Source organism: Streptomyces sp. NPDC026589 (assembly GCF_040638385.1).
Lineage (GTDB): Bacteria > Actinomycetota > Actinomycetes > Streptomycetales > Streptomycetaceae > Streptomyces.
Genome location: NZ_JBEZYG010000007.1, coordinates 222,659 through 248,255, shown reverse-complemented (window position 1 = coordinate 248,255; position 25,597 = coordinate 222,659). Strand labels below are relative to the sequence as shown.

29 protein-coding genes and 1 pseudogene are annotated in these 25,597 nt (G+C 69.8%); 5 read left to right on the top strand and 25 right to left on the bottom strand.

What is annotated here, in order from left to right:
* Positions 1-15 precede the first annotated feature (15 nt).
* Genes AB0F29_RS14725 through AB0F29_RS14705 form a run of 5 tightly spaced genes read right to left on the bottom strand, consistent with a single transcriptional unit; the run spans position 16 to position 4,881 of the window.
* A complete protein-coding gene (locus AB0F29_RS14725) occupies positions 16-876 on the bottom strand; it encodes a TauD/TfdA family dioxygenase (RefSeq protein ID WP_361871631.1) in 861 nt (286 codons plus the stop codon).
* Positions 877-900: 24 nt separating this feature from the next.
* Complete coding sequence (locus AB0F29_RS14720) at positions 901-2,148, bottom strand: hypothetical protein (RefSeq protein ID WP_361871628.1); 1,248 nt, start codon at positions 2,146-2,148, stop codon at positions 901-903.
* Entirely contained in the window at positions 2,145-2,894 is a 750-nt protein-coding gene (locus AB0F29_RS14715) for a hypothetical protein (RefSeq protein ID WP_361871625.1), read from the bottom strand. The genes AB0F29_RS14720 and AB0F29_RS14715 overlap by 4 nt, the downstream gene beginning before the upstream one ends.
* Positions 2,891-4,228, bottom strand: coding sequence for an aminotransferase class III-fold pyridoxal phosphate-dependent enzyme (locus tag AB0F29_RS14710; protein WP_361871622.1), 1,338 nt, complete (start codon positions 4,226-4,228; stop codon positions 2,891-2,893). The genes AB0F29_RS14715 and AB0F29_RS14710 overlap by 4 nt, the downstream gene beginning before the upstream one ends.
* Positions 4,225-4,881 (bottom strand): hypothetical protein, encoded by a 657-nt coding sequence (locus AB0F29_RS14705; protein ID WP_361871620.1) that lies wholly within the window; start codon positions 4,879-4,881, stop codon positions 4,225-4,227. The genes AB0F29_RS14710 and AB0F29_RS14705 overlap by 4 nt, the downstream gene beginning before the upstream one ends.
* A gap of 389 nt (positions 4,882-5,270) precedes the next feature.
* Here AB0F29_RS14705 and AB0F29_RS14700 point away from each other — a divergent pair, with 389 nt between their 5' ends.
* Positions 5,271-6,695, top strand: coding sequence for a Twin-arginine translocation pathway signal (locus AB0F29_RS14700; RefSeq protein WP_361871617.1), 1,425 nt, complete (start codon positions 5,271-5,273; stop codon positions 6,693-6,695).
* A 361-nt stretch (positions 6,696-7,056) separates the two neighbouring features.
* On the opposite strand, the gene AB0F29_RS14695 is transcribed toward AB0F29_RS14700, so the two are convergent.
* The 19 genes and pseudogenes from AB0F29_RS14695 to AB0F29_RS14605 form a co-directional block, all read right to left on the bottom strand.
* Entirely contained in the window at positions 7,057-7,638 is a 582-nt protein-coding gene (locus tag AB0F29_RS14695; RefSeq protein WP_361871615.1) for a DNA-binding response regulator, read from the bottom strand.
* Positions 7,639-7,782: 144 nt separating this feature from the next.
* Positions 7,783-8,421 (bottom strand): hypothetical protein, encoded by a 639-nt coding sequence (locus tag AB0F29_RS14690; protein WP_361871613.1) that lies wholly within the window; start codon positions 8,419-8,421, stop codon positions 7,783-7,785.
* Positions 8,421-9,116 (bottom strand): response regulator transcription factor, encoded by a 696-nt coding sequence (locus tag AB0F29_RS14685; RefSeq protein WP_361871611.1) that lies wholly within the window; start codon positions 9,114-9,116, stop codon positions 8,421-8,423. Before AB0F29_RS14685 ends, AB0F29_RS14690 begins: the two co-directional genes overlap by 1 nt.
* Entirely contained in the window at positions 9,113-9,529 is a 417-nt protein-coding gene (locus tag AB0F29_RS14680; RefSeq protein ID WP_361871608.1) for a hypothetical protein, read from the bottom strand. Before AB0F29_RS14680 ends, AB0F29_RS14685 begins: the two co-directional genes overlap by 4 nt.
* A gap of 167 nt (positions 9,530-9,696) precedes the next feature.
* Positions 9,697-10,155, bottom strand: a complete 459-nt coding sequence (locus AB0F29_RS14675) for a DUF6082 family protein (protein ID WP_361871605.1) — start codon at positions 10,153-10,155, stop codon at positions 9,697-9,699.
* A gap of 139 nt (positions 10,156-10,294) precedes the next feature.
* Entirely contained in the window at positions 10,295-10,546 is a 252-nt protein-coding gene (locus AB0F29_RS14670) for a helix-turn-helix domain-containing protein (protein WP_361871603.1), read from the bottom strand.
* Positions 10,547-10,582: 36 nt separating this feature from the next.
* Positions 10,583-11,419, bottom strand: coding sequence for an endonuclease/exonuclease/phosphatase family protein (locus AB0F29_RS14665; protein ID WP_361871602.1), 837 nt, complete (start codon positions 11,417-11,419; stop codon positions 10,583-10,585).
* On the bottom strand, positions 11,416-11,625 hold the full coding sequence (locus AB0F29_RS14660; RefSeq protein WP_361871600.1) for a DUF5999 family protein: 210 nt from the start codon (positions 11,623-11,625) through the stop codon (positions 11,416-11,418). Before AB0F29_RS14660 ends, AB0F29_RS14665 begins: the two co-directional genes overlap by 4 nt.
* Before the next feature lie 84 nt (positions 11,626-11,709).
* On the bottom strand, positions 11,710-12,285 hold the full coding sequence (locus tag AB0F29_RS14655; protein WP_361871597.1) for a DUF6624 domain-containing protein: 576 nt from the start codon (positions 12,283-12,285) through the stop codon (positions 11,710-11,712).
* Positions 12,282-12,926 carry a hypothetical protein gene (locus AB0F29_RS14650; protein WP_361871594.1) on the bottom strand — a complete coding sequence of 215 codons (645 nt, stop codon included), beginning with the start codon at positions 12,924-12,926 and terminating at the stop codon, positions 12,282-12,284. Before AB0F29_RS14650 ends, AB0F29_RS14655 begins: the two co-directional genes overlap by 4 nt.
* Positions 12,923-13,414 carry a DNA-binding protein gene (locus AB0F29_RS14645; protein ID WP_361871592.1) on the bottom strand — a complete coding sequence of 164 codons (492 nt, stop codon included), beginning with the start codon at positions 13,412-13,414 and terminating at the stop codon, positions 12,923-12,925. The genes AB0F29_RS14650 and AB0F29_RS14645 overlap by 4 nt, the downstream gene beginning before the upstream one ends.
* 128 nt (positions 13,415-13,542) lie before the next feature.
* Positions 13,543-14,796 carry an acyl-CoA dehydrogenase gene (locus AB0F29_RS14640; RefSeq protein ID WP_361871590.1) on the bottom strand — a complete coding sequence of 418 codons (1,254 nt, stop codon included), beginning with the start codon at positions 14,794-14,796 and terminating at the stop codon, positions 13,543-13,545.
* Positions 14,797-14,883: 87 nt separating this feature from the next.
* Positions 14,884-15,528 (bottom strand): GAF domain-containing protein, encoded by a 645-nt coding sequence (locus tag AB0F29_RS14635; protein WP_361871587.1) that lies wholly within the window; start codon positions 15,526-15,528, stop codon positions 14,884-14,886.
* The gene (locus tag AB0F29_RS14630; RefSeq protein ID WP_361871971.1) at positions 15,528-16,109 is read right to left on the bottom strand and encodes an ATP/GTP-binding protein; all 582 of its coding nucleotides are present in this window, start codon (positions 16,107-16,109) and stop codon (positions 15,528-15,530) included. Before AB0F29_RS14630 ends, AB0F29_RS14635 begins: the two co-directional genes overlap by 1 nt.
* A 52-nt stretch (positions 16,110-16,161) precedes the next feature.
* Positions 16,162-16,587, bottom strand: a complete 426-nt coding sequence (locus AB0F29_RS14625; protein WP_361871584.1) for a DUF742 domain-containing protein — start codon at positions 16,585-16,587, stop codon at positions 16,162-16,164.
* Positions 16,584-17,102 (bottom strand): roadblock/LC7 domain-containing protein, encoded by a 519-nt coding sequence (locus AB0F29_RS14620; RefSeq protein WP_361871582.1) that lies wholly within the window; start codon positions 17,100-17,102, stop codon positions 16,584-16,586. Before AB0F29_RS14620 ends, AB0F29_RS14625 begins: the two co-directional genes overlap by 4 nt.
* A gap of 63 nt (positions 17,103-17,165) precedes the next feature.
* Positions 17,166-18,686: an ATP-binding protein gene (locus AB0F29_RS14615; protein WP_361871579.1), complete on the bottom strand. Its 1,521-nt coding sequence runs from the start codon at positions 18,684-18,686 to the stop codon at positions 17,166-17,168.
* Between the two features lie 287 nt (positions 18,687-18,973).
* Positions 18,974-20,758, bottom strand: a pseudogene (locus AB0F29_RS14610) (glycoside hydrolase family 15 protein); the annotation flags it as partial.
* Positions 20,759-20,986: 228 nt separating this feature from the next.
* The gene (locus AB0F29_RS14605; protein WP_361871576.1) at positions 20,987-21,481 is read right to left on the bottom strand and encodes a DUF6415 family natural product biosynthesis protein; all 495 of its coding nucleotides are present in this window, start codon (positions 21,479-21,481) and stop codon (positions 20,987-20,989) included.
* Positions 21,482-21,756: 275 nt separating this feature from the next.
* On the opposite strand from AB0F29_RS14605, the gene AB0F29_RS14600 reads away from it, so the two are divergent.
* Both AB0F29_RS14600 and AB0F29_RS14595 read left to right on the top strand, forming a co-directional pair.
* Complete coding sequence (locus tag AB0F29_RS14600; RefSeq protein ID WP_361871574.1) at positions 21,757-22,542, top strand: aminotransferase class IV family protein; 786 nt, start codon at positions 21,757-21,759, stop codon at positions 22,540-22,542.
* Between the two features lie 9 nt (positions 22,543-22,551).
* Positions 22,552-23,469 carry an SUMF1/EgtB/PvdO family nonheme iron enzyme gene (locus AB0F29_RS14595; RefSeq protein ID WP_361871571.1) on the top strand — a complete coding sequence of 306 codons (918 nt, stop codon included), beginning with the start codon at positions 22,552-22,554 and terminating at the stop codon, positions 23,467-23,469.
* Positions 23,470-23,537: 68 nt separating this feature from the next.
* On the opposite strand, the gene AB0F29_RS14590 is transcribed toward AB0F29_RS14595, so the two are convergent.
* A complete protein-coding gene (locus AB0F29_RS14590) occupies positions 23,538-23,975 on the bottom strand; it encodes an ATP-binding protein (protein WP_361871568.1) in 438 nt (145 codons plus the stop codon).
* 319 nt (positions 23,976-24,294) lie between these two features.
* Here AB0F29_RS14590 and AB0F29_RS14585 point away from each other — a divergent pair, with 319 nt between their 5' ends.
* Together AB0F29_RS14585 and AB0F29_RS14580 are read left to right on the top strand one after the other, a co-directional pair.
* Entirely contained in the window at positions 24,295-25,197 is a 903-nt protein-coding gene (locus tag AB0F29_RS14585) for a helix-turn-helix transcriptional regulator (RefSeq protein ID WP_361871566.1), read from the top strand.
* 14 nt (positions 25,198-25,211) lie between these two features.
* Entirely contained in the window at positions 25,212-25,421 is a 210-nt protein-coding gene (locus AB0F29_RS14580; protein WP_361871563.1) for a DUF397 domain-containing protein, read from the top strand.
* Positions 25,422-25,597 lie beyond the last annotated feature (176 nt).

Genomic DNA, 25,597 nt, shown 5'->3' with positions numbered 1-25,597 from the left:
CTAACGGGTGCGGGCTCATGCGAGCGGCCGGAGGGTGTGCAGGGCGCGCAGCAGCAGGCGCGGGGTGGTCGGGTTGTCGCGGAAGGCGGTGCGGCCGTGCCCGAGGCGGTCGTTGGCCAGGATCAGGGCCTGTCCGGGCTTGAGGGTGAAGTCGGTACGGAAGGCGCTGCCGGGCTGGGCGGCGGCGTCGAGGAACGCAAGGGCCCGTTCCATGGCCGCCTCGCCGCCGGAGGTGGCGTGGTAGGTGTCGGTGGCCGTCCGGCTGTAGCGGGTGATCCAGGAGCCGTCGGCATCGCGGGCGAAGGCCGGCCCAGACGTGGAGCGGCCGGAGGCGAAGGTGGAGGTGCGCACCAGGGCGGAGTCGTGGGCGAGCTGCTCGGCGGCTTCGGGGTCCACCCGGCGCAGCTCGGCGTAGGCGTCGACGAGGTTGACCAGGAAGGAGACGCCGCCGGAGGCGGCGGCGCTCACGCACAGCATGAGGGTGGTGGGGATCTGCCCGAGGTCCTGGAGCGTGGCGTCGCAGTGGACTTGCTGTCCGGCTCGGTCCTGGAAGGGGTGGTCCCCGCCGGAGGCGGCGGTCAGCCTGCTGACGCCGGAAGCGGCGGTGTGGCTGCTCGTGGTGTAGAGCGGCGGGGTGAAGACCTCGCCCAGGTGCAGGGCGGTGGCCACCTCGCCGAGGTGCTCGGCCGAGGGAGCGGCGTTGGGCACGTGCACGATGGCGTACCCGCGGCTGCGGTAGCTGTCGGCGATACGGCGGCGTACGGCCACGTCCGGCAGGCTCCACGCGGTGGCCTCGATCGGGCCGGCGGGGACGGTGGTGAAGCCGGGCATCTGCCGGGTGCCGGAGGCGGCGGGGGTGATCAGCGGGGTGGGCATGGAGAAGTCCTTCCGGATCGGGGGTCAGATGACGGCCGGGGCCTGCTCGCGCAGGCCCGGGTGGCGGGTGAGCAGGGTGTGGATGGCGTCCTGGTGATGGCGGTCGGTACGGTCCGGCGCCCGGTGACCGGACTCCAGCAGTCCCAGGAGCGGGGCGAGGTGGCGTTCCAGGGCGAACCGGCCGCGGCGGGGGCTGCGGGCGGTGTCCAGGGCGGCGAGGTAGCGCTCCCGCTCCGGGCCGTCGCCGGCCGCGTAACGCAGGGCGGCGGCCAGGGCCTGGGGGTGGTTGGGGTCGATGACCGGGCCGATGCCGAGGGCGGCGACGAGATCGCCGGTGGCGCCGTAGCCGTCGACGACGACGGGCAGCCGGTACAGGGCGGCATCCCGCAGCCGCAGCCGGTGGCACGTCATGTTCTCCGCCGTGCGCTCGCCGGTGATCACCACGGCGCGGGCGGCCTTCACCCATCCGTCGCGCGCTCGGTGCGCCACCGGCTCCTCGGGCAGCAGCACCCGATCCGCCACGTCGAGGTTGTCCGCCCGGGTGAGCAGCGCGTCGAGCCGTACGGGCGGCGGGGCGTACAGCAGCCGCAGCCGTAAGGCGCTCGTGGGGTCGGCCGCGAGGGCGTGAAGGACGGGGTCGGGGCGGCAGTAGTCCCACACGCCGCCGTTCCACAGCAGCTCGCACTCCGCGTCCTCACGCACGGCGGCGGTGTCGGCCGTGCGCAGGGAGTGCCGGTTGTAGCCGATGGGCACCAGGCTGACCAGGTCGGAGAGGTCGGCACCGGCACGGTGGTGCAGGGCCGACATCCGGCCCGCCGCGACCAAGGCACCGAGGGTGGAGGCGCGTTCGGCCTCCGAGCGGACCAGCAGATGGTCGGAGAGCAGCAGTTGCAGCCGCCACCGCGCCACGGTGTCCCGGTACAGGGCCTCGACCTCGGCTCCGGGGCCGGTGAAGGAGTCGAAGTGCAGGTGCTCGATGGGCGGGGCGTTCTCCGCGATCAGGAGCGCGCCACGCTCGTAGGCGTCCAGCAGGAGCCGGGTGTCGGGCAGGTCGGTGGTGATCACGGCGTCGCTGGAGGCGACGGTCTCCTTCTCGCCTCCGGCGACGACGGTGACGCCGGGGTGGGTGAAGTCCGAGGCGCGCGGCGCGTAGATGGTGACCTGGTGGCCGGCGTCCGCAAGGACCTGGGCCGTCTCCCACAGGCGCAGGCCGATCCCGCCGAGCTGGTCGTCGACGGGGTAAGGGCTGGCGAGAATCCCGATGCGGCTCATGCGCCCGCCCCCGCCCAGTGCGCGGTAACTGCGGGCCATGTGCCCAGGTCGGTGAACGGGCCGACTTCGACGGCCGCCGCACCGAGGATGGCGTCCATCTGGTGCGGGTGCTCGGGCAGGCCGAGCGTCGCCCGGTGCAGCGCGTCGACGAAACCCGTCGCCGCGTGGTGGGCGACGGCGTAGCCGAACCAGACCGCGTTGAACCGGTCCGCGGCCTGAAGGCCGGGCTTGTCGGCGTAGTCGGTGACGTGCAGCAGCCCGTCGGCGGCCCACTTCACGTGCAGGGCCCCGTCCACGGCCAGGCGTTCGGGGTCGTCCTCCCGGGCGGCCAGGAACACCGACTCGTGTCCGGCGTGGATGAGGTCCAGGGCCTCGCCGACGGCGCCGGGGGCCGGGGCGTGCAGGACCTGGTCGGCGAGGAGGACCAGGGTCGCGGGCCCGTACCAGGGGGCGGCGCCCAGGACCGCGCCGGTCGACTCCGGCAAGTCCGGATTCTGCCGGGCCACGGCGAGCGGCAGCCCCAGCTCGTGGCAGCGGCGCTCCAGGTAGCGGGCGGTTGGCTCGCGGTCCGGTCCCAGGACGGCGAGCAGCCGCAGCCGGTCGGTGTGCGGGGCCAGCAGCTCCAGGGTGTCGTCCAGGGCGACGCGGCCCGGCCCGATCGGCAGGAGTTCCTTCGGGGTGGGCAGTCCCAGTCGGCTCCCGCGCCCGGCCAGCGGGAGGACCACGGTGTCGCGGAGCCCGTTCATCGAACACCGCCCGCGGCGACGGCACCGATCGCGTCCGACAGAACGCGGGCGCCGTGCTTGGCCTCCTCCTCGCTGACGATCAGCGGAGGGGCCACGGTCAGGACCGGACCGAAGGCGCGAATCAGGACGCCCTGCTCCTGCGCGGTCCGAGCGACGAGGTCGGCCAGGTCCATGGAGGCCATTTCGACGCCGATCAGCAGGCCCTGCCCGCGCACGTCGCGCACGTCCTGCCGCTCCTTCAACGGAGCCAGCGCGTCCAGGAGCTGCGCGCCCCGGGCGGCGGCGGCCTCGACCAGCTTGTCGCCCTCCACAATGTCCAGGACGGCGAGGGCGATCGCGCAGGCGGTCGCGTGACCGCCGGTGGTGTGCCCGTGCCGCAGCCCGCCGAGCAGCGGGTCTCGGGCGAAGGCGGTGTGAATGTCCGCGCGGACGGTCACGGCGGCCAGCGGCGCGTACCCGCCGGTCAGGCCCTTGGCCGTGGTGATGATGTCCGGGGCCGCCCCGGCGCTGCCGAGATCGTGCTCGAAACCGAACATCGCGCCCGTTCGGCCGAAGCCGGTGGCCACCTCGTCCGCGATCAGCAGGATCCCGTACCGATCGCACAGGGCCCGCAGTTCGGCCAGCCGGCCAGGCGGGGGGACGATGACGCCGCCGACGCTCAGGACCGGTTCGACGAGAACGGCGGCGACCGACTCCGCGCCGACGGCCTGGATCTGCGCCTCCCACTCCTCGGTCCCGGGGATGCGGCACTCCTCGTGCTGCGTCCCGTCCGCGCACGCCGCACAGCGTGGCGTGGCCAGGTGGGCGTATCCCTCGGGCAGGGGCCCGGCGCCCTCGCGGCGGAACGGTGAGGCGGTCGCGGCGATCGCCGCCGTGGTCGCTCCGTGGTAGCCGTCGGTGAAAGAGAGCACCACCGTGCGTTCGGGGCGCCCCTCGATCCAGTGCCACATCCGCGCGATCTTCACGGCGGCCTCGGTCGCCTCCGACCCCGAGTTGCAGAACAGCGTGTGCTCCAGCGGGCCTGGCAGGAGACCGGCGATCCGGTCGGCCAGGTCCCGCGCCGGCAGGGTGGACACCTCGGCCAGGTCCCAGGTCATCAGCGTCGACGCCTGCGCGCTCATCGCCTCCACCACCGCCGGGTGGCTGTAGCCGACCGTCGCGTTCAGGGTGCCCGAGCGCAGGTCCAGGTAGCTGCGCCCCTGGTCGTCGCTCACGTGGCAGCCGCTCCCGGAGACGAGCGTCAGCCGCTCCGTCTGCTGGATTGGGGTCCAGGGGTGCCAGGTGCGGTCGGTCCCGGACGGGGACGTCGCCGGAGGCGGATCAAGAACGGTCACTTCTCGCTCCTTCGGGTAGCGGTGGTCGAGGACGAAGGTCCGGGGCAGGGCCCGGTGGGGGCGCGCTCGGTCAGGAGGCGGTCGGCGATCTCCCGGGCCATGTCGGCCGGGCCGCGCAGACTGCTGTCGAGCACCACGAGCCGGTCGTGACGCCGGCCCATCCCGTGGACGTGGAAGGCGTGGAACCGCTCGGTGAACGCGGTATCGCGCACGGTGCGTTCGTCGCGGACGTCGATGTGGCCCCGGCCCTGGCCGAGCCGGGCGGCCCTCGCTTCGTGCGAGGCGTGCAGGTAGACGGCGAGGTCGAACCGGGCGAACGCCCGGGGCCACCGCAACGCGAGCACCGCCGCCAGGTAGGGCCCTCCGGCCATCCCGAACGCCACCGTCCGGTCGCCGTAGCCGTCCTGGACGATCACGCGGCCCCGCGGGCGCGGAGGAAGGAGACGGACGAGTAGTCCGTCGAGCAGAAACCCGCCGACCACGTACGCAGTGGTCGTCCACCAGCTGTCCGGCTGCCGCGCAGAGGACAACTGCCGCAGCAGCGGCTGCAGAGGGTGGAGGCCGGCCAGCATCCCCCGGTGGCGGACGGCCGGAACACCGCGTCCTTCCAGTTCGGCGACCAGAGCCCGCACCAGCGTGGACTTCCCGGCCATGTCGACCCCGTCGACAAGGACCCGGAGCTCCCGCGGACGCGGCACGGCTCGCCGGACCAGCGATGGAGTGCGAGCTCGGCGATCCTCGCCTGCGGCGCGAGGAGGGAAGCGGGGGAACGGAGTCACGGTTCAGTCCTTTCACCGTTGCGCACGGGACGTGGGTGCCATGCGGCGGGGGAGGGAACGTGAGGCAGGCGTCGACGGTGGCGTCCCAGACGGACTCGTCGAGGCAACAGCGTTACAACCAGACGACGTTGTGTCATTGCGGCTGCTGCGCACCAGCATTGCGGGTGACCCGCAATGCGCACCGATGCCAAGCCGGACGCACTGCCACCCGCGGCCAGGCTTATGTACGGTGACTCCCAGGGAGCCTCACGGGAGGTAAACAAGTGATCACGGTCAGTCGGTCGCGGCGCGTCGTCATGCGTAAGACCGCCGAGCAGATCAGCGAGGTCGGCCGGCGGCAAGGGCTCAGCACGGAACGAATCGCGGAGGCCATCAGCGCCCAAGTGCCCGAGATGGCGCCACTGGAAGCGTGGCGACTGGCTCTGGGATGGTCGCGATCGGCAACCATCGCGCACGTGGGCGCGCTCTACCGCTCCCGGGGGCTGCTTCCGCCAGGGCTGTCCCAGCCGATGCTCTGCAGGTGGGAACACCACCGATCCGAGTGGCCCAGCGAGGAGTACGCCGAGGCCCTGTGCACGGTCTACGAGGCACGCACCGACCAACTCGGCCTCGACCGGCGCAGCATGGGCCCGCGTCAGCACCGGGGTGGATACAGTGCCCCTGCCGTGAAAGCGTGCGCCACTCCCGCACGGGAAATGAGGACCATGACCACCGCCGCCGGACTGCCCGCCGTCCGAGAGTCTCTTCATCTCGCCCTGCTCGTCGAACCGGCCGGCAGCAGCACCGTCGTCGAGCTGGCCGAGGCCGCCATCGAGCACTACGCCCTCGGCTACAGCAAGCACCCCCCGGCGACCCTGTTCGGAGAAGTTCACCAGGCCCGCGGCCTGCTGTCGCAGGCACTCACCCAGGACCAGATCTCCGAAACGGTGGGAACCGACGTACGACGGGCTGTCGGGTGGTTGTCCGCGCTCATGGGCAACCTCGCGTTCCACCTGGACGACTACACCGGTGCCCGTGCTCACCTCGCGACGGCGGTCACGTACGGCGACCGCGCGGGTGATGCCCGGCTTTCGGCCTGGTCCTGGGGCGCTCAGGCCATGGTGGCGCGAGCAGCAGGCCACCATACGACCGCGCTCACGTACGCCGAGCGCGCCGCCTCCATCGCACCGGCCGGTCTGGCTCGGGCCCAGGTCAGCGCGTGGGCGCGCGTCCCCTCGCTTGCCGCGCTCGGACGTGACCGGGACACCGACGGCGCGCTCGTGGCGGCGACGCGCGAGCTGGAAGCCGATGCTCAGGGATGGGCTCCCGGCCGATTCGGCTTCGACGCGGCCGAGTACGCCCTGCACGAAGCCGATGCCCAGCGTGTCCTGGGCAGGACGGACCGCGCCCGTGCCTGCGCAGAGACCTCGTTGGCCGCGGCCACCGAAGCGACCCCTTCCTGGGCCGCAGCGTCGCTGGTCATGGCTCAGGCCGAGGCCGCCGAGCATCCGGCCGACGCGGCACAACGCGCGACGGAGGTACTCTCCCTGATCCCGGCGGACCGGTTGCGGGCCACGTCCCGCACTCGCCTCGCACAGCTCGCCACGGTCCTCGGTACCACCGACGCGAGCGGCACCGAGCAGCTGCGCGAGCGCGTCCGAGCGCTGCCCCCGCCCATCGGCCCCCACGGCGAGGCGATGAGCGCCTGATGCCAGGACGCCCGTCCGGCCGGGCGCAGGGCTGATGGCGGTCATGCTCTTCCTCCTGTCGTACGGCGTGCCAGCCCTGACGCCGTGGGCGCGAGCTCCACGGCCGCGATCACGGGCAGCGTGACGGTGTAGAGCGACGAGCCCATCCGGCTCGTCGCCTCGCCCAACCAGTACGCCCGGAAGCCGCGGTGGCCGCGCAGCGAGAGGGGCCTGCGGCTCGCGCCGGGGCTTGGGGTGCCCGCGACTCCCCGGCAGGAGACCGAGGAAGCTGGCGGGGCCGGGGGAGTGTGTGGAAGTGATCCCACCGGCGTGTTCCGCAGCGAGTTGTCCGTCCGGTTCCTGGCCTCGGCCGTAGACGCGATCATGATGGCTCACCGTCAGCAGAGTCGTTCCACAGGAGCCCTTCGCGGGCCGCGTAGCTGACACAGGCGGCCATCGTGTTTACGCCCAGCCTCTGGAAGAGGTTCTTGCGGGCGTTTCTGACGTGCCCCGGGGTCCTGTCGAGCTGTTGGGCGGCTCCGCTCTTTCCTCGTCCTTCGGCAGCGAGAATCACCATGTCGAGTTCGAAGGGTCTCAGCAGGATGCCTGGCTGTCCGAATGGGCGTTGCATGTGCGGTGGGCTGGCCACGGTGTTGCGCACGGAGGCGCCCAGGCCGGCAGGAAGGCGGTAGCCGCCCTGGGCGACCGTGGCTTTCACGGTGGTCAGAAGGTTCGGCCTGCCGGTCAGCTCGCTGGTCCGGACAACGGCGCAGACCCCGTACGGGGCGATGGCGTTGAGGTCGTGCACACCTATCCGGTCCACTATGAGTACGACTGCGACATCAGGGTGGTCCGCGAAGTGGGAGCGCAAGGTGTCGTGGAGGGCGCGGTCGATGATTTCGCCGCTGAAGACGGCGACACTCTTGACCAGGCCAGGCGGTGCGAGGGAGGGCCTGGGGGGCATGCGAGGTTCCGATCTGGTGAGGGCGGTGGTGGGTGTATTCAGGCTTGCTTCGGGCTGCGCCCGAGTGCGGTTCAGCGTCCTGGTGCCGTGTGTCCCGCCGGGTGGTTTCGCCGGGCGGCGGCGCCGTCGGGAGCGGGCTGTCGGTCAGACCGGCGGGTGGAATTCACCACCTCGACTCCTCTCGCGCGCGGTGTAGAAGGCGGCAGACTCGGTGTCCTGGGCAGGGCGGAGCGAGGCTGTCGACGGGGGAGGCCCGGCCCCGTGAGGCTGACGTCCGCTGCGGGGAATCGACCCGTAGGAGGCCCAGACCTTCTCGCCGTCTCGCCGAGTGATGGAGTGGCCGAACTGATCAGCTAGAGAGAGAGCTTCGAGGAGGTTCCTGTGCTCGGTCTCCGATAGGCCGGCACCGAGATGGATCTCGGCGAGGAGCGCGGTGGGTGTGCCGGAGATGCGTACGTCGGCACCGGTGATCGTCGCTAGGACACTGAGCAGTACGGCGGCCCGCTGCGGGAGCGAGCGCGAGGAATCGGACGGGCCCTCCTCACCTTCAGCGGCACCGACGGCGAGCCGGTCGGCCGATACTGCGGCCTTCCTGGCACGGGCAAGGTGCGCCTGCGTCCTGGCCGCCTCGTGGGGGCCGTGGAGCGCGTCGGGTTCGGCTGCCACATCGGGTCTCGCCGCCCTGTTTCGGCGGGCGGCGGTGGGCGTCTCGGGAAACGCCACAAGGCCGTTCACCTCGCCGGTGGCGTCAGTCGCGGCATTCCGGCTCTCTGCCGCGCACATCAGATGAGCCCTTCTCTCATCGCGAACGCGACGGCTGCCGTGCGATTGGGAAGCTGGTAGCGGATCATCACTTTCTGCAGGGTGTTCTTGATCGTGCGTACGGAGAAGGACAGCGATTCCGCGATCTGGGCGGTGTCTTGTCCCTCGGCCAACCGCCGCAGCACCTCTCGTTCGCGCGGTGAGAGCCGCGTGGCGCAGAGCCCCCGTGGTGCCAGCACCTCTTGCTGCACGCGGGTGAACTCCGAGAGGAATTGCGCAAGAAGGTCCCCGGGCAGGTACGCCTGCCCGCGCGCAACGGATGTGATGACTTCGACGAGGTGTTCGGGGGTGGCGTCGGCACGCCGGACAATGCCTCCGATGCCGCACTCTGCGGCGCTCAGCAGCTGTTGCCCATCGATCGCCGTGACGAGGAGGACGGTGCGTGTCTCGCTCGTGCGCTGGGTGCGCCGAAGTTGCACCTGTACGTCGTCGTCCACCGCATCCGTGACCAGGAGAAGGACTCCAGGGCTACTCTCCTCGCTGCTGCGAAGGCGTACTTCGGGCCGTGGCCCCAGTTGGGCCACGACCCCCGCCCGGGAGAGCGGATCCGCAGCCCGAACACAGACGGTGATCGGCTCGGTGCTCGACAGGGTCAACGGCCCGCGGCCGTGAGTCCCCGAGACGAATCGGAGCTGCGGTTCGGTGGCGATGGTCATAGCTCGGTCTCGTCTCGGACGAGAGCAAGAAAACCGCCGGCGGATCGAATGGTGTGCAGGGTGTCCTCGTAGACCCCGGCAAAGGTGCTGATGTCGTTACGGCTGGGTGCCATGACGCCGTGGAGCGTGCCCGCCCGCATCGCGTGTCGGAGGCGCGCGAACTGGGGGCGGGTGACGGGATCGGTCATCTCCGTCGTGTCCCAGGTGGTGATCGCAACTTCCCACCCGTCGGAGTGGTTGGCGACCTGGGCGAGTCGGTCGGCGGGCTCACGGCCGACCCGGACCAGCGCGTACCGGGCAACACGGACGGGGTTGTCGCGGCGGTGCAGCACGGCGGAGCACGTCTCCAGGCGCAGGGAACGGAGCCGCTCGGCCTCGGTGGCGGTCGAGAACGAGAGCGGGAAGGGCGTCATCTCCGAGAACTCCCCCTCTGTGAAGTGGGCTGGGCAGGTGGGCCGTCCGACAACTTCCCTATGAAGCTGACGGACGGTGCAAGGGCAGAGGCTCTGTCTCCCTCGCGCGTCCGAGGGTGCCTGCGCGGTCCGCCGCCCCCGGATGGGGGCGGCGGAAGAGGTACGCCTCAGTGGTCGGCGGGGTCGTCGACCGCATCGGTGTAGGCCCACTTCATGGCTGCGTTGAACGCCGCAGCCTTCGCGCTGCCTTCGTTCGTGGCCTCCTCCTCACGGACGGTCGAGAACCGCTTCCAGTACGCACGGCAGGCGGGGGACCTCATGAGGTACTGGGCGAAGTGGGGCAGCTGCTGGTCGCTGATGACTCCGAGCCGGTGGCGAAGGCTGATCATGCAGAGCAGCCGATTGGCGCCCATAGCTTCCTGGTAGGCGGTGGGCTCCATGTCGGAGGGCGCCCACGTCGCAGCCGTTTCGGGGTGGGTGGACACTTGGGCCAGCCAGTCGAGCTGGTTGCGCGCGAGGATCGCTTCGTTCCGCTGCCGTTGGTGCCGAGCCTCCTGGAAGACCCGGACTGCTCCGACGCCGACGATGGAGAGACCGGTCAGGAGAACCGCAGTGCTGAGTTTCATTGCTTCAACAGCCCTTTCGTTGCGCTGATGATGAGGACGCCATGCCCGCAGTCGCCACGGCTCGGCATGTGTCCGTGAGGTTGATGGTGGGCGGGTCGTCGTGCTGCGAGGCAGCTATGGGGAATGGGGGCCGCGGCTGTCAGCGCGGTGCCTTTGGACCGCTGTCCGCCGATCGGCGTGAGGGGCGCATGTCGCCGCCCCGAGGGCGGAACGTGACGTCGGAGGCGTCGAGGCGTCGGTGGATGTAGCCGTACGACTTTCCCGATTCCTCCATGAGGCCGCGAATTGTGGCACCGGCGTCGTACCGCTTCTTCAACTCGGCGTCGATGAGCTTCTGTACCTCGGGGCTGACCCTCTTGCGGTACTTCGGCCAGTCAAATCCGTCAGGCACGTGTGTCTGTCCCTTTTCGAAGCGTGGTGACCGTCTTCATCGGTCCAGGTGGGTGAGGTTGAGGACGGTGACCGGCGGGAGGTGGTCGCCGAGGGCCCGGGTGATGGGTGTGTCCACCACCAGGTGGTCGTGGATCGTCGGGGCCAGACGGGGGGACACGAGCACGTAGTCCGACCGGCGGTCCCAGTTCTCGCCGCTGTCCCAGTGGCCGGCTGTACGTGGCGGAGTCCGCCCGAGGTGCCGCGGGGGGTCAACGAACCCGGCGTTCATCAGCGCGTGCATAGCGTCGCGGTCCGTGCCCCCGTAGCTGCCGTCGGGCAGCATCTTCCGGTGCCGGGAGTGCAGGTGGGCCGCCACCTGGTCCCAGTCGGCCGGGTCCGGGTCGCCGATTCCCGAGGTGTTCAGGTCCGCGATGATCAGAGAGAGCGCATCGGCAGCGGCGTACTCCGTCAGCCACCCAGCCTCCTTGAGCCGCGCGGAGGGGGCGAAAGGGTGAAAGTGCGAGTGCAGGACTTGCAGCGCGATCCCATCGACCTTCAGCACGGCGCGGGAAGCGGTGTGGTGGAACCGGCCGCCGCTGATGTCCGGCTGGAACCGAGCGCAGCTGACCCGGGGCCACCGGTAGAAGATCACGAGGTGGCAGCCGTGGCTTTTCGACGGCGCGAACAACGCCTGCATCCCGAGCTTCGCGGCTGTGGCGTGGAGCCGGGCAAAGTCTTGGCGCTCCCAGTGCTTGGCCTCTTGAACGCCCAGAATGTCGAGGTCGAGGGATGCCAGGAGGTCCATCTGCCCGGCCCAGCGGTCACCGCTGCCGTCCATAACGTTGTAGGAGCCAACGCGGAGGAGGCTGTTGCGTGCTGGCTGGGCGCTCATGCCGACCTCTGCATCTCTGCGCCCGCGAACCGCCGGCGGCACGGTGCGAGGATGCTGCCGTCCGGCAGGAGCTGGCCGGTGTCCTCGAACAGCAGGACGCCGTTGCACAGCAGTTCCCAGCCTTGTTCGGGGTGGGCGGCAGAGATGCGGGCGGCCTGACGGTCGGGCGCGTCACCTGTGGGACACGGCGGGGTGTGTTTGCACATCGTGCTCATCGTCCTTTCGGAGCGAAGTGGGAAAGGTGGGGTGCTCCCCGGCACCGGGCCGCTGCCGGGGGAAGGGTCCGCTCGTCATGCGGCCTCCGCGAGCACGACGGTCGGGGCGTCGTCGGCAAGGAGGTCCGGCGCGTACCGGCGGCACACCGCTTCCAGAGCGACGGTGATCGGCGGCAGCCCGACGGTGGCCCTGCGCTCGTCCACCGACTCCGGTGCGCGCAGCGGACACAGCGTGACGCCGTCGTGATTCAGCAGGAGTTGGGTTCCGTACTCCTGCGCGCGTCCGTTGGTGATGAGGGCACGGTCGTGCAGGTGCGCCCAATGGTCCATGCGCGCGTCGCCGGCCTTCGCGGCTCGCTCCAGCAGGATGGTGGCGGTGCGTTGGAAGTCGGGTTGGTCGTCGCTGTGCAGAGCGATGCTCCATGCGGCGCGGGCGGCATCGGGGCCGACGAGGCGGTTGCCGGGCCAGCCGTATTCGGCCAGGATGCGGCGCAGCCAGTTGGCGTCGGCGTGGTCGGAGTGTCGGCCCTGGCCGAGGCGGACGCCGTCAAGGTGGTCGCGCACGCGCCCGGCCCGGCGTGTCGCCGCCTTCGTGGCCCGGTCGATGAGTTCGCGGGCGATATCTGGCCTCAGCGCTTCGGCGGCCGTCACGTGATGCTCCTGCTGTCCGCGGCGGACTGCGGCTCGTGGACTTTGCAGCCGATGAGAGCGTTCAGCCCAGGCCGCGGCTCGGCGAGGAGTTCAAGTCGGGCGACCGGCTCGCCGTCCTGCCCCTTGCCCGGTCCCCGTAGGTTCCAGCCCATGTCGATGACCCGGCGAAGGAAGGGGGCGATCGGATCAGCGTAGAGGGGATCGCGAGCGAGGGCCTCCGCGCGCACGAGCGGCAGACCGAGTCGGGCGGCGAAATCCGAGGCCCACAGAGTGATCAGCCGGACGGTGTCGCCGGAGTGGCCGGGAAGGGTGTGGAAGCAGCTCAGGAAGAGGCACGGGCCTTGGTCCCATCCATGGCGGGGCGTGCGCTGCGGGATCATGCAGGCCAGCAGCAGCCCGTCCTCGAACAGCCCGGCCGGCGCGTCCTGCGGGTCGCGGAACAGAGCCGGTATATCGGCTCGGGCGGGTACGAGCAGGCCGCGCACGGTGAGCCAGCGTCGACGGTCCTGGACGAGTGCGACGGCCTCGTCCCGCTCGGCGTCCGTGCTCAGCGTGCGCATCTCGTACACGGTTGCCGGTGCGGGCTGGCCCGGAGGCGTGGGCGACGGCTCGGTGAACGGCGCGGCAGAGGACGTTTTCACCGGGCGGCTCCGCTCTCCACCGTGCCGGTCGGCCTGGCGTCCAGCAGTCCCCACGCGTGGGCCAGGACGACGAGCTGGGTGACGGTATCGGCGCCCGTTGTGTCGAGCAGTTTGTAGAGTGCGGTCCGGAGGTCGGCGGGGGCGATCCTGGCGGCGAGGGCGACGTCGCGGGGAGCACTGTGCTCAGCGACCGCCCTCAGCAGCAACCTCTGCGCCTCGTTGAGTACCGGCGTTTGCCGCTCGGTGGCGGGCGGGGTGACCTGTTCGGCGGCCAGCACGAAGTGCACGAGCACGTGCGGCTTGCAGCGGGGCTGGCAGTGGAGACTCCGCCGGATATCGCGGACGTACTGGCGGATCGTCTCGATCGCCAGGCCGTTCCTCGTGGCGATCTCTTGGGTGGAGAGACCGTCCACGAGCTGTTGGGCGACACGTTGCTGAGCCGGATTCAAGGGTGTGATCGGTGCGCTGGTCGGCATGGACAGGGTCACGGGCGTCTCTTTCTCGGCTGGGCTGACGGTTTCGGGAAGGGGTGCCGCCGGTCCCCGCGGGGGACGGGGGCCGGCGGCACGGGCCCGTGCGCGGCGGTTGGGGTCCACGGGGCGCCGCGCACGGGGGCTCATGCGGCCGTGGGGTCGGGTTGCGCCAGGGGGGCACCGGCGGCCAGGCGTTCGGACCACTGGATGTGGCCCTCCTCGAACGCGGCATCGGCGAGGCGTATTCGCTGGACGTCACCGGTTCCGGCAGGCGGATAGGTGTGCTGGATGTCGCGCCACAGGCGCTGGAGGACGTAGTCGCGGTCCAGGGCCTGGGCGCCGTGCAGTTCCATGGCGTCCTGGGTTGACGTCATGGCCCACTGGTGGCCCAGGTACTTCGCGTTGATCAGGTCGGCGTCGCAGGACAGGCCCTGGTCGAGAAGGTGCACGGACTGGTAGGCGAGGATGCGCCCGGCGCGCAGCCGGGCCTCCATGTCACCGACGCGGTCCCGCAGGACCGGCAGATCGGACAGGGCGCCTCCGTAGCGGGGGCGTACCTTGAGGCGAGCGGTCGTGGTGGCTACGACCGCTTCGTGAATCCCGAGGCTGACCGCGGCCAGGTTCGGCCGGCCGTACAGGATGCTGCTGCTCTGGGCCACGCTCAGCCCCTGACCGATCTCTCCGACGATGTTGTCGGCGGGGACGCGGACGTGGTCGAGGTCGAGGTGGCCGACGGAGAAGCCGTGCAGGCCGAGGCCGGGGCGGTGGTCGGCGACGGTGAGCCCGGGGCGGTCGGATTCGACCATGAACGCGGTCAGCGCCTGGGAGGTGCGCACGCCGGCCTCGGCGGTCCGGGCGAGGACGAGGTGGGCTCCGGCGATGTGGCTGTTGCCGATGTGTGCCTTCATGCCGGTGATCACCCACTGATTGCCGGTGCGTTCGGCGGTGGTCTCGATGCCGCCGATGTGCCCGCCGGCGGTCGGTTCGGTCACCGCGATCGACAGGAGCAGAGAACCGTCCGCCACCCCGGGCAGCCAGCGGGCCTGCTGTTCGACGGTGGCGAAGTGCAGCAGGGCGCCGACGGGGATCAGGGTGGCCTGCAGGATGGCGGCGGCAGTCGCCGAGACGCAGGCGATGCGGTGGATCAGGACCGTCTTGGCCACATGGCCTGCGCCCAGACCCCCGAAGGTGGACGGGACGGTGACGGCGAACCATTTCCGCGCGGCCATCAGATCGGCGACCTTGCGCTCCACCCGGCCCGGAGCGGCTTCCATCCGCACGGCGCGCGGCGCGACGTGTTCGGCCGCGAAGGCGTCCGCCTCGTTCCACAGCAGTTCGTGGCGGGCGGTGAGATAGGGCCGCAGCGCCGGAGGCGGTGTGGCGGGTGTGGCGGGCATGGTCGTCTCCCTCTCCCTGGGTGAAGGTCGCGCGGTGGTGCGGCGGGGGGTCGCTAGCGGCTCCCGGGTGGGGGTGGTGGAACCGGTCTAGCGGTTGGGCGCGGGGGTGATGCGGTCCATTACCTGCGCGCCGGCGTTGATGACGATGTCTCTGAGCCGTCGGGCCTCGTGCAGGGGGCGCTTCTCGGGGTCGATGACGCAGACCGTGCCCAGCACCGTCCCGCTGTCGTGGATGAGCGGGGCTCCGAAGTAGGAGCGGATCCCGACCGCGTCGACCACGTGATTGCCGCTGAAGCGGGGGGAGGCGTGCACGTCGTGCAGGGGGAGGGCCTTCTTGCGGGCCACGACCTCCGGGCACCAGCCGTGGTCGTGGTTCATGGTGCGGCCGACGAAGACGTACCCGCTGTTCGCCGGCGGCTGGTGCAGTCCGACGAAGGTCTGCTCCTCCAGGAACAGATTCACGAACCCGTACAGGAACCCGGTCCGTTCGGCCATGTCCCGGGCCAGCTCGTCGAAGTCCTGGCTGGCGGCGGTGGACACGCCCAGGCGCTCCAGCAGCTCGTACCGCTGGCCCAGTTCGATCGCCCGGTGGGCCGGCGGGGGCCCGCTGACGCTGGGTCCGGACGGGATGGTCGGGCCGTGGAGACCGTTGCGCATGCCGCGTTGCGGTAAGGAAAGGACGGTTGGATCAGTTTGTGCCGCGAGGTTGGGGTCGGTGGGCTGGTATGACATCAGGCGTCCTGGAGGGTGGTGGATGGAGGGCGAGCGGAATCTGCCGGTGCGTTCTTCAGGGCGTGGCCGACGAGGGTCAGCAGCACACCGGCGACATGGCGCGGGTTTCGGGCGTCGCAGGTGACGACCGGTACGTCGGCGTGCAGTTCGAGGGCGGCGCGGACCTGGTCGGGGTGGTAGCGGTGGGCTCCGTCGAAGTGGTTCACGGCGACGACGAAGGGCAGGCGGATGTCCTCGAAGAAGCTGACGGCGGTGAAGCTGCTTGCCAGGCGACGGGTGTCGACCAGGACGACCGCGCCGACAGCTCCGCGGGAAAGGTCGTACCAGAGGTCCCCGAACCGGTCCTGGCCGGGCGTACCGAACAGGAACAGCTCCAGGGGCACGGGCTCGGGCAGGCTGAGGCGGCCGAAGTCGAAGGCGACCGTGGTGGTCTGCTTCGCCTCGACCCCTTCCAGGCTGTCCACGTCCACGCTGGCCTCGGTGAGGTACTCCTCCGTGCTCAGCGGCGTGATCTCGCTTACGGCGCCCACGGCGGTGGTCTTGCCGACGCCGAAGCCCCCGGCGATCACGACCTTCAGCACGGTCGGTGCGCCGGCTTGCGGTCGCGACGGAGTCAGCGACACCACGGCCGGGTCATCCGGCCTGGGCGTAGGTGACGGCATCGGGCCACTTCCTTTTCAGGGCCGCGGCGAGGGCAGCCAGTAGATGGGGGTTGGGACGTTTGTCTGCGTCTGCGTCTGCGGCTTCGTCGGAGGTGGCATAGGCGTCGGTGACGGAGATGACCAGGGCGTGGGCGTCCAGGAGGTCCGAGATGAGGATTTTGACGGCGGTGACGGGGCGGCCGAGCCGTCCCGCGAGCTCAGCCACCGACCGGCGGTGCTCCCCGCACAGGGCGAGGATCTCTTCGCTTTCCCCGACCTGACCGGGGCCAGGCTGTCCGGGTCCGGCGTCCAGCACGGTGTCCACGCTCATCAGATGCCGGGGCGTGGTGCGTCCGCGTGTCAGCGTGTAGGTCCGGACGAACGCTGTTTCCTCGGCCGCGTCGCCGTCGGCGCTCACCGGACCTCGTCACCCGTGCCGACTCGGACGGGGATCTGCATGAAGGGGGCGAATTTCTGGAGCAGTCGCCCCATCTCGAACCCGACGGTGCCGGCGTCGGCGTCCGTGGCGGCGATGACGGCGAGGACCGTTTCCACCAGGCCGCGGTTGTTGCTGGGATGGCCTCCGAAGGCCGCACTCTGACCGGCGCTCTGGACGAAGAACAGGCAGTCGTCGCGCTCGATCATGACCTGGCTGGCCGGGTGCTTCTCGTGGCTTGGGCCGGTGATGTTTGCCGCGAGGGAGGCCACACCGCTGAGCGCGGCCGACAGCTCGTCTGCCCAGTCCTTGTCGACGTCGCTGTCCAGCAGCCGCAGCCCGTCCCGCGACAGCAGGACGGTGTGCGTGACGCCCGGAACATCGGCGACGAAGTGCCGAAGCAGCCAGGTCATGTCCTCCCGCTGATGGCTCGCGGTCGCCGCAGAGGCGATTGCGTCTCCGGTCGTAACGGGGTTCATCTCAGGGTGGGCGCTCATGGGTATCGCTCCAGAAGGGGGAGGGGCCAGCGGAGATTTCCGGGCCGCGGGGAGGGATGACCGTCAGTGTTGGGGCTGGCCGGTCGTATCAGGGGTCGAGCTGGTGCTTCCGCCGGACTCGATGCCGTTGCGGAAGGCGCCTGCGAGTCCTGGCCTTGCGGCCGTCGCCGGGGCTTGTTCCCGCTCGCGTTGCGGGCGCAGTGCGCCGGGCTGACGCACACGGCGGGGGAGAGCGGGCGCAGGAGCAGAGTGCTCCGCCTCTCCGGCCAACGGCGCTTCCGCGACGATCGGAAGACCTGCCCGGTCAGTTGATGGGCTGGCCATCGCGGACGGGGGCTGCAGAGGTGGCCGTGCGGCGGTGTGGATCTCCTGGTGGCTGCCGCCCGCACCATCGATGGGGGCAAGGGCTACGAGGAGGCGGGCTGGAATGACGACCAGAGCCGTAGTGCCGCCCGTGACGTTCTCCTGGAGGACAACGGACAGCCCGTGCGACTGGGCGATCTTCGCGGCCACCAGCAAGCCGAGCTGTCCGGCTCGGACTTGGCCGGTGACGTCCACCGCGTCGGGGGCCTGGAGCAGGCGGTTCATCTGCGCACGGGCCTCCGCACGCATGGGGACGGCCCGGTCCTCGACCTCGACCGCCAGGCCGTTCGGCACCCGCTGGGCGCGCACCCACACCTTCGTCGCCGGATCGGAGCACTCGCAGGCATTCTCGATCAGCTCGGCCACCAGGTGCGTCAGATCCGGGCCCACGTGTCCCGGAAGACCCAGCTGGGCGCCCACGGAACCGGCTGCTACCACCACGCGCGGGTACTGCACCACCTCGGAGACCGCACCGCGGAGCGCGGTGGTGACGGGAACCGGCCTGCGCACGCTGCGCAAGGACTGCCCGCCCAGTACCGCCGTGCTCTCGACCTGGCGACGCATCCGCGTCACGAGGTGGTCGATCTCGAAGATCTTCGCCAGCAGGTCCGGGTCGTCGGTCAGCATCTCCAGCTGGCTGAGCGCCGTCAGGGCCTTGCTGACCAGGGCGTGCTCTCGCATGGCCAGGCGGCGCAGCACTTCGAGAAGGACGACGGACTGGGACTCGTCGTGCACGCGTATCAGCGCCGTGACGGCGTGCACCTGGAGTGCACTCAATGCCGTGTCGACCTCGCCGTTCGGGCTTGCCGGCTGTGGCGTCGGCATGTCCGGCAACGGCGGCCGTGATCCTCGGCACAGCTCGTCCGCCGACCATGCCACCGACTTCTCCACGGCCGCCGCAGCTCCCGAGAGGGCGGTCAGCACCGCTGCTCGCCGTTCCTCGCCGGTTGTCTGCACGGCACCGGCGGCGGTTCGCGCTCCACGGTCCGCGACCCACGCGACGACGACGAGTCCGACGACAAGGCCGGCGACGAGGAGGCCGGGAGACACAGTGGACAGCGACCGGGCGGCGAAGACGGCGCCCAGCAGTGCCGCCAGCAGTAGCAGGGGCCGTGCCACGGCACGACGGACACAGCGCATTGTGGCGGAGTCGATCTGCGGAGGCCGCCGTCTGCGATGGCCGGTCGCGGCCAGCCGAGTCGGGTAGGCGGTGTCGATCATGGATAACCTCAACGGTGGTGGCTCACAGGTGGATTGGACCTTGGCGTTCACCCGGAACGCACGTCCTCGGGTGTGGTCCGCGTGACGGGGCTCGTCCGGCTGGCCGATGCGTTCACGAGTTCGCCGTGGAAGGCGGATCCGTCGTGCTGCGTGACGTTCACGGCTGACCGCCCCGGGCCGTGAATCGCGGCCGGCGTCGTTTCCCGCGGCGCTTCGGCTGCGCGACGCGGATTCCGGCGTGGGGAGTGAGATCCGACGCGAAGGGAGGACTGGTTCCGCAGAAGATCGAGGCGCCGGGCGCTCTGGATCAGGCCCGTGTGGCTGAACGCTTGCGGGAAGTTGCCGAGCTGGCGCCGCTGGACAGGGTCGTATTCCTCGGCCAGAAGCCCGAGATCGTTGCGCAGCGCCAGAAGACGCTCGAACAGGGCGTGGGCCTCGTCCAGTTCGCCGGTCAGGGCCAGGGCATCGACCAGCCAGAAGGAGCAGAGGATGAAGGCGCCTTCATCCCCCTTGAGCCCGTCCATCCCGGCGTGGTCGCCGGTGGTCGGGTACCGGTGCACGAGCCCGTCCGGTGTGGACAGCTCCCTGCGTACAGCCTCCACCGTGCCGATGACGCGCTGGTCGTCGGGCGGAAGGAAGCCGACCCGGGGGATCAGCAGCGTGGCGGCGTCCAGTTCCTTCGAGCCGTAGGACTGGGTGAAGGTGTTGCGCTCCGGATCGAACCCCTGGGTGCAGACCTCGTGATGGATCGTCTCGCGCAGCTCGACCAGGGCGGCCACGTCCATGTCGAGGGCGCCGGCCGCGGCCAGGCGGATGGTGCGGTCGACGGCCACCCAGGCCATCACCTTGGAGTGCACGAAGTGCCGGCGTACCCCGCGGATCTCCCAGATCCCCTCATCGGGCTCCTGCCAACGCTGGACCAGCTGCTCAATGAGCCGCCGATGCAGAACCGCGGTATCGGCGCAGTGGGCGACACCGCTCTGGTGCGCGAGATAGAAGGTCTCGATCACCTCGCCGTACACATCGAGCTGCAGCTGGTCCGCCGCCCCGTTCCCGACCCGCACCGGGACTGACCCCTCGTATCCCGGAAGCCACGGCAGCTCCCGCTCCGGAAGATCCCGCTCCCCACCGATTCCGTACATGATCTGCAGGTTCTCCGGATCACCGGCCACCGCCCGCAGCAGCCATCGCCGCCACGCCTGGGCCTCCTGCCGCTTTCCGATCCCCAGCAGCGCGGCCAAGGTCGTGGAGGCGTCGCGCAGCCAGGTGAAGCGGTAGTCCCAGTTCCGGCCGCCTCCGATCTCCTCGGGGAGCGACGTGGTCGGCGCCGCGACGATCCCTCCGCTCGGCGCGTACGTCATCGCCTTCAGCGCTATCGAGGAACGGACCACGGGCTCACGAAAAGGCCCGTCGTAGGTGCATCCCTGCGTCCAGTCCTGCCAGAAGGCGAGCGTCTCGCCGAGCGCGGCCTCCGGATCGGGAACGTCCGGGGCTGCCGCGTGGGAGGGGCACCAACTGAGCACGAACGCCGCGCTCTGCCCCGCGGCGACGGCGAATTCACTGACGATGACGCCGTCCTTCTCCACCTGCCGGACGCCGGTGTCGAGCCACAGCGCGTCCGCGCCAGCCTCCGCGACCATGCGGCCCCCGACCTCGTGGATCCACGGGCTGACGCTGCCGTACCCCAGCCGGGGACGAAGAGCCGAAACCATCGCCACCTCGCCGGTCACGCCCTCGACGATCCGGATCACCTGGGGTGCGCCGTCGCGCGGCGGCATGAAATCGAGAACCCGCACCGATCCGCCCGGGGTGCGCCACACCGATTCGAGGACGAGCGAGTCACCGAGGTACCGGCGCTCGGCGACCGATCCGGTGTCGGAATGCTCGGTGTGCGGGGCTGGAGCGATCTGCCAGGAGCCGTTCTTCTGGGTGCCGAGCAGTCCGGCGAAGACGGCCGGCGAATCGAAGCGGGGCAGGCACAGCCAGTCGATCGAGCCGTCGTCGCAGACATGGGCGCTGGTCTGCATGTCACCGATCAGGCCGTACTGCTCGATACGCGGAAGGCGAGTCATTGTGAGGGTCTCCATAGGCCCCGCGGCTCCGGGGCTGGTTCTGGGACCGCAGTAGCGGCCGGGAACGGTAGGGACGGGAGGTATTCGTGTGACCGGGGCGGGGAGGAGCGTGCTGCGGCGGGTGCAAGTGCTCGCTGGTGGGACCGGGAGGGGCCGCGCGCTGGCCCGGAAGAACAAGCCAGGCCATCGGCACGAGGACCAGGGCGATGACGACGGCTCCGACCGCGGTCATGTCCGTGGCACCGATGCGGCCACCACCAGGCAGACCAGGGCGACGGCGAAGACTGCCCCGCGCAATGGGTTGATCTGCAGCTTCCACCAGCGCCGTCGGTGCACCGGATGCGCTGACACGAGATCGTGAGCCCGTACGACCTTGATAAGCACCTGGGTTGCCTCAGCCAGCTTGACGAGATGTACCCGGCTGGGCATGTAACCGTCAGGGACGCCCTCCGAGGCGAGCTGATGCGCGCCGCGTAGCGCCGGCGTTCCGGCCGGTACGACGAGTCCAAGTTGGCTGATGTGGCCGCGAAGGCGCCGGGCGAGTTCCTCCACGTCGTCGGCGCTCTCCGGCAGCGGCGACGCCTCGTCCAGCACGAGCGCGACCGTCTCCGCTGCGGCGACCGCCTGATCGCGCTGCGGGCTAGACACGACTCCGCCCCCGCCTTGCCCGCTCGGGGCAGCGCGCTGGCCGGCACCCCGACGTGACAGCAGCGGCAGACGCATGGAACAACTCCTTTTCACATCAGGCCAACCGCCTGTGGGCGCGACTGGGGCGGGGCTCATTGGGGTCCTCCCAGGTGGGCAGTGCGGCTGAGCTCGGCATGTGGCGCCGTTGCGGCACGCGACAAGGGCTCGCTGCTGATCACGTGAAGTGACTGCATGGTGACTAGCGAACACCCCGCCGTAAGGGCGTGGGAATGACTTTCAGATGACGTTGACCCGTCAGTAACCTGATTCGGGGTGCCGCCCGAGCAGGCGGTCCTGACATGCTGGGCACCATGGCGACTCTTGATGGCAAGCCCGTATCCGTAGACGATCTGCTCCCCCTGGCGCTCACGAACGTCGGGCACTTCACGTCCATGCGCGTGGACACCGACGGCAGCATCCGTGGCCTGACGCTGCACTTGGACCGCCTTGTGCGGGACTGCAGGATCGTGTGGAACGCGGCTCTGGACACCGACCGCGTGCGCGACCACGTCCGCCAGGCTCTGGAGGGACAGACCCTGCCGTGCGTCGTCCGCGTCTCGATCTACGACCCCAAGGTCGAGATGGGGCATCCGGCCGACGCCCACCAGCCCCACGTTCTCGTGTCCGTCCGCGGTGCCGGCGCGCTGCCACCGGCGCCGCTGCGCGCCCAGAGCCTGGTGTACGAGCGCGACCTTCCCAAGGTGAAGCACGTCGGCCTGTTCGGAGCCCTGCACACCCGGAGCGCGGCCCAGCGCGCAGGCTTCGACGACGCCCTCTTCGTCGGCCGTGACGGCTTCGTCTCCGAGGGCGGGACCTGGAACGTGGCCTTCGTCGATCAGGAGGGCACCGTGGTGTGGCCCGATGCTCCTGTGCTCCCCGGCGTCACCATGGCCCTGCTCCAACAGCAGCAAGCCGAACACCGCACGGCCACCGTCACCTTGGACCAAGCGAAGGGCATGGCAGCAGCCTTCGCCACGAACACCTCGATCGGTGTCCGGCCGCTGGCTGCGATCGACGATACCGAGTTCCCCGTGGACCACCCCGTCCTGCGGCAACTCCAGGAGGCGTACCTGTCGACCCCCGGCGAGACTCTGTAAGGCGAGATCATGGCGGGGGTGAGCAGGTGGACCGGCCGAGAGGCCGAGTTGCTGCGTATGGCCATGCGTAAGAAGCAGAAGGACTTCGCCGATCTGGTTGGCGTGAACTCTCGCCAGGTCCCACGGTGGAAACGGCGCGGAGAGACCATCGAGCTTGGCCTCGACAACCAGGCCGCCCTGGACACGCTCCTCGCCCAGGCACCACCCGACGTACAACAGCGGTTCGCTGCGCTGCTGACTGAACGTGCCGCTGCCGAGCACGACGAACGAGCCGAGGAGCTGCTGCGCCGGGACCCGAGTACTCGTCGGCACCCGGTCGATGGGAAGGTCATGGCCCTCGTCGAAGAGGGCATCTACCTCTCCGGCCCCGACAACCGCTCGGTGTGGCTGGAGCCGTTCCTCATCGACGTATACCCGACGACCAACGAGGACTACGGGAGGTTCGTGACGGCCACGAATCACCGGCCCCCACCGCACTGGCCAGACGGTCGCTGCCCCGTCACTCTGGCCACCCACCCGGTGGTGTGGGTCACCTGGCACGACGCAACCGCGTACGCTCGCTGGGCAGGCAAGTCCCTGCCCACTGCTCGGCAGTGGGAGAAGGCGGCTCGCGGGCCACGGGGGCGCATCTACCCTTGGGGCAACGAACCGACCGCCGCGAAGGCGAACACGTCCGAGGCCGGCATCGATGCGACCACCCCTGTTTCCCGCTACCAGTCCGGCGTCAGCCCGTTCGGCATCTTCGACCTGTGCGGCAACGTCTGGGAGTGGTGCTCTACAGAAGAAGTTCACGACAACGGTCGGTACCACCTGAAAGGCTCCGCCTTCACGTCCCCGATCGAACGCGCAGCTCCGTCTCTGCAGAACGCAGCTGCCGCGTCGATGAAGGACAACGACACCGGATTCCGCTGTGCCGTGCTCGCGTAATTCGGAGACCTGATCGATGCTGTTCCACGGTCCTCGTAGCGGTGTCGAACCTTCGGCTACCAGCGGCCTCACCACTGATGTCCCGAGAGGGGAAAGGCCACGGTGGTGGTGTAGCCGTCATCGCTGACCTCGATGCGCCGCGCGAAGACCGCGGCCAGGAACATCCCACGGCCCGAGGTGTCGTCCGGGCCCGCGTTCTTTACCATGGCCGGCTGCGGGTTGCTGTCGGTGACCTCCACCCGGATCTCGTTGGCGACCTGCCGAAGGACGAAGCAGACCGGTCCTTCGCCGTGGACTACCGAGTTCGTGACCAGTTCCGACACCGCGAGGGTGATGTCCTCGGCGCCCCGCTGAGAAATCTTCCACGCCTGGAGTCGGCTGGCCGTGCGGCGGCGCATCTCACCCACCCGCGAGGGGCAAGGCGGAAAGGTTGCTGCGAAGCCAAGGCTCGGGTTCAGGCGCAGGTCGGCAGCGGCGCTGAGAAGCGCAGTTGTGGCTGGGCTCATCGGCAGTCTCCCAAGTGACGTGCATGGGGGCGCTTGGCGTCAGGGGTGCGAGTGAAGCGGCGTCGCTACGGTGGTCGCGCGTCCAAGGGTCTGAAGCGGACCGTGAGGCGCGCTTGCTCAACTGCGCTACGGGTCGATCGAGTTGGAGTATGGGCTCGGGAACGCTCTCCATGTAACGCTCACGGCGGAAGTGTCCGCATGAGCCTTCCGGGCTCCATCTTGTGCGTAACCCGGCCTCTGTTCCGCCGTGTAACGTCCCTTGTGGTCGCTACGCGCCAGACAGGACACTGGTCGCACTCGTTCAAAGGGAGCCGCCAGCATGACGAACGCGTCGAAGAGTGCCGCGCTGAACGGCGAGATCGAGTCGGGTCCGACAGCCCGACGCCGCCAGCTCGGCTTTCGCCTGCTTGCGCTGAGGAAGGGTTCCGGTCTCTCGGCCGAGGAGGCTGGTCGGCGAGCAGGCGTGTCAAAGGCGACGGTCAGCCGATACGAGCAGGCCAAGGGAAATGTGCGGTGGAATCAGGTTAAGCAACTCTGCGAGGTATACGGAGCCTCAGCAGAGGAAACGGCAGAGCTGATCGACCTGGCGCAGAACAGTAAAGTCACGGACGGGTGGTGGGTACCCTACGCGGGAAAGCTCTCGGACCCCATGAGGGTGCTGCTGCCGCTTGAGAATGAGGCCCAGTCGATCTGGCACCTTTCTAACGGCGTGGTGCCGGGCCTTCTTCAGACGAGGCGCTACGCCGCCGCCATCAAGGCAACGCCAGGCAACACCCTTACGGCGGAAGAGGTGACGGAGTATCTGGACATGCGAATGCAACGCCAACATATGCTTGCGCGCGCGACGCCACCGACCTACCACTGCGTGCTCGACGAGAGCGTGCTCCGGCGCAACGTCGGAGGCCCCGAAGTCATGGTTGAGCAGCTTGACCTGCTGCTGGGCCGGCGAGCAGAGCCGACCATCACGATCCAAGTCCTCCCGTTCAACTCTGGCGCGTACAGCGCAACGCTCACCAGCTTCATCGTCTACGGCGGACCAGACCCGTCCCTCGACGTCATCTTCATCGAAAACGCCGTAGGTTCCCTCTTCCTGGAAGAAGAAGGTTCGCGAGCAGCCTACGAGCGTGCTCGCGCCTTTCTTAGCGAAGAGGCGCTAGACCCCGAATCTTCGGCCGAGTTGATCGCCGAGGCCCGCAAGAGGCACCTGCAAGATCAGAAGTAGCGAGGACAGAATCCGTGGCCGAACAGCCCCAGGAAATCACATGGTTCAAGAGCAGTTACAGCGCCTCACCCGACAATGAGTGCGTGGAAGTAGCCAACACACCGCAGCTGACGATGGTCCGGGACTCCAAGCGCCCCGACGGCCCGCACACCGGATTCTCGCCGGGGGCGTGGGCCACATTCACTACCTGCATCGGCTCCACGACGTCGCCCCTACTCAGGTGACGGTGCGCTCGCGCTGTGCGGCCCGGCCCTCGCTATGGGTGCCGGGCCGTCGCGTTTGCGCCACAGACGCACTGCCGACGGCCCACCAGCACCCGTGTGGACGTCGGTGGTTGAGGTCGACCAGTCTCGGAAAAATCCAGTGAACGAGAACCGGGATGCGGACAATCGAAGGGCAG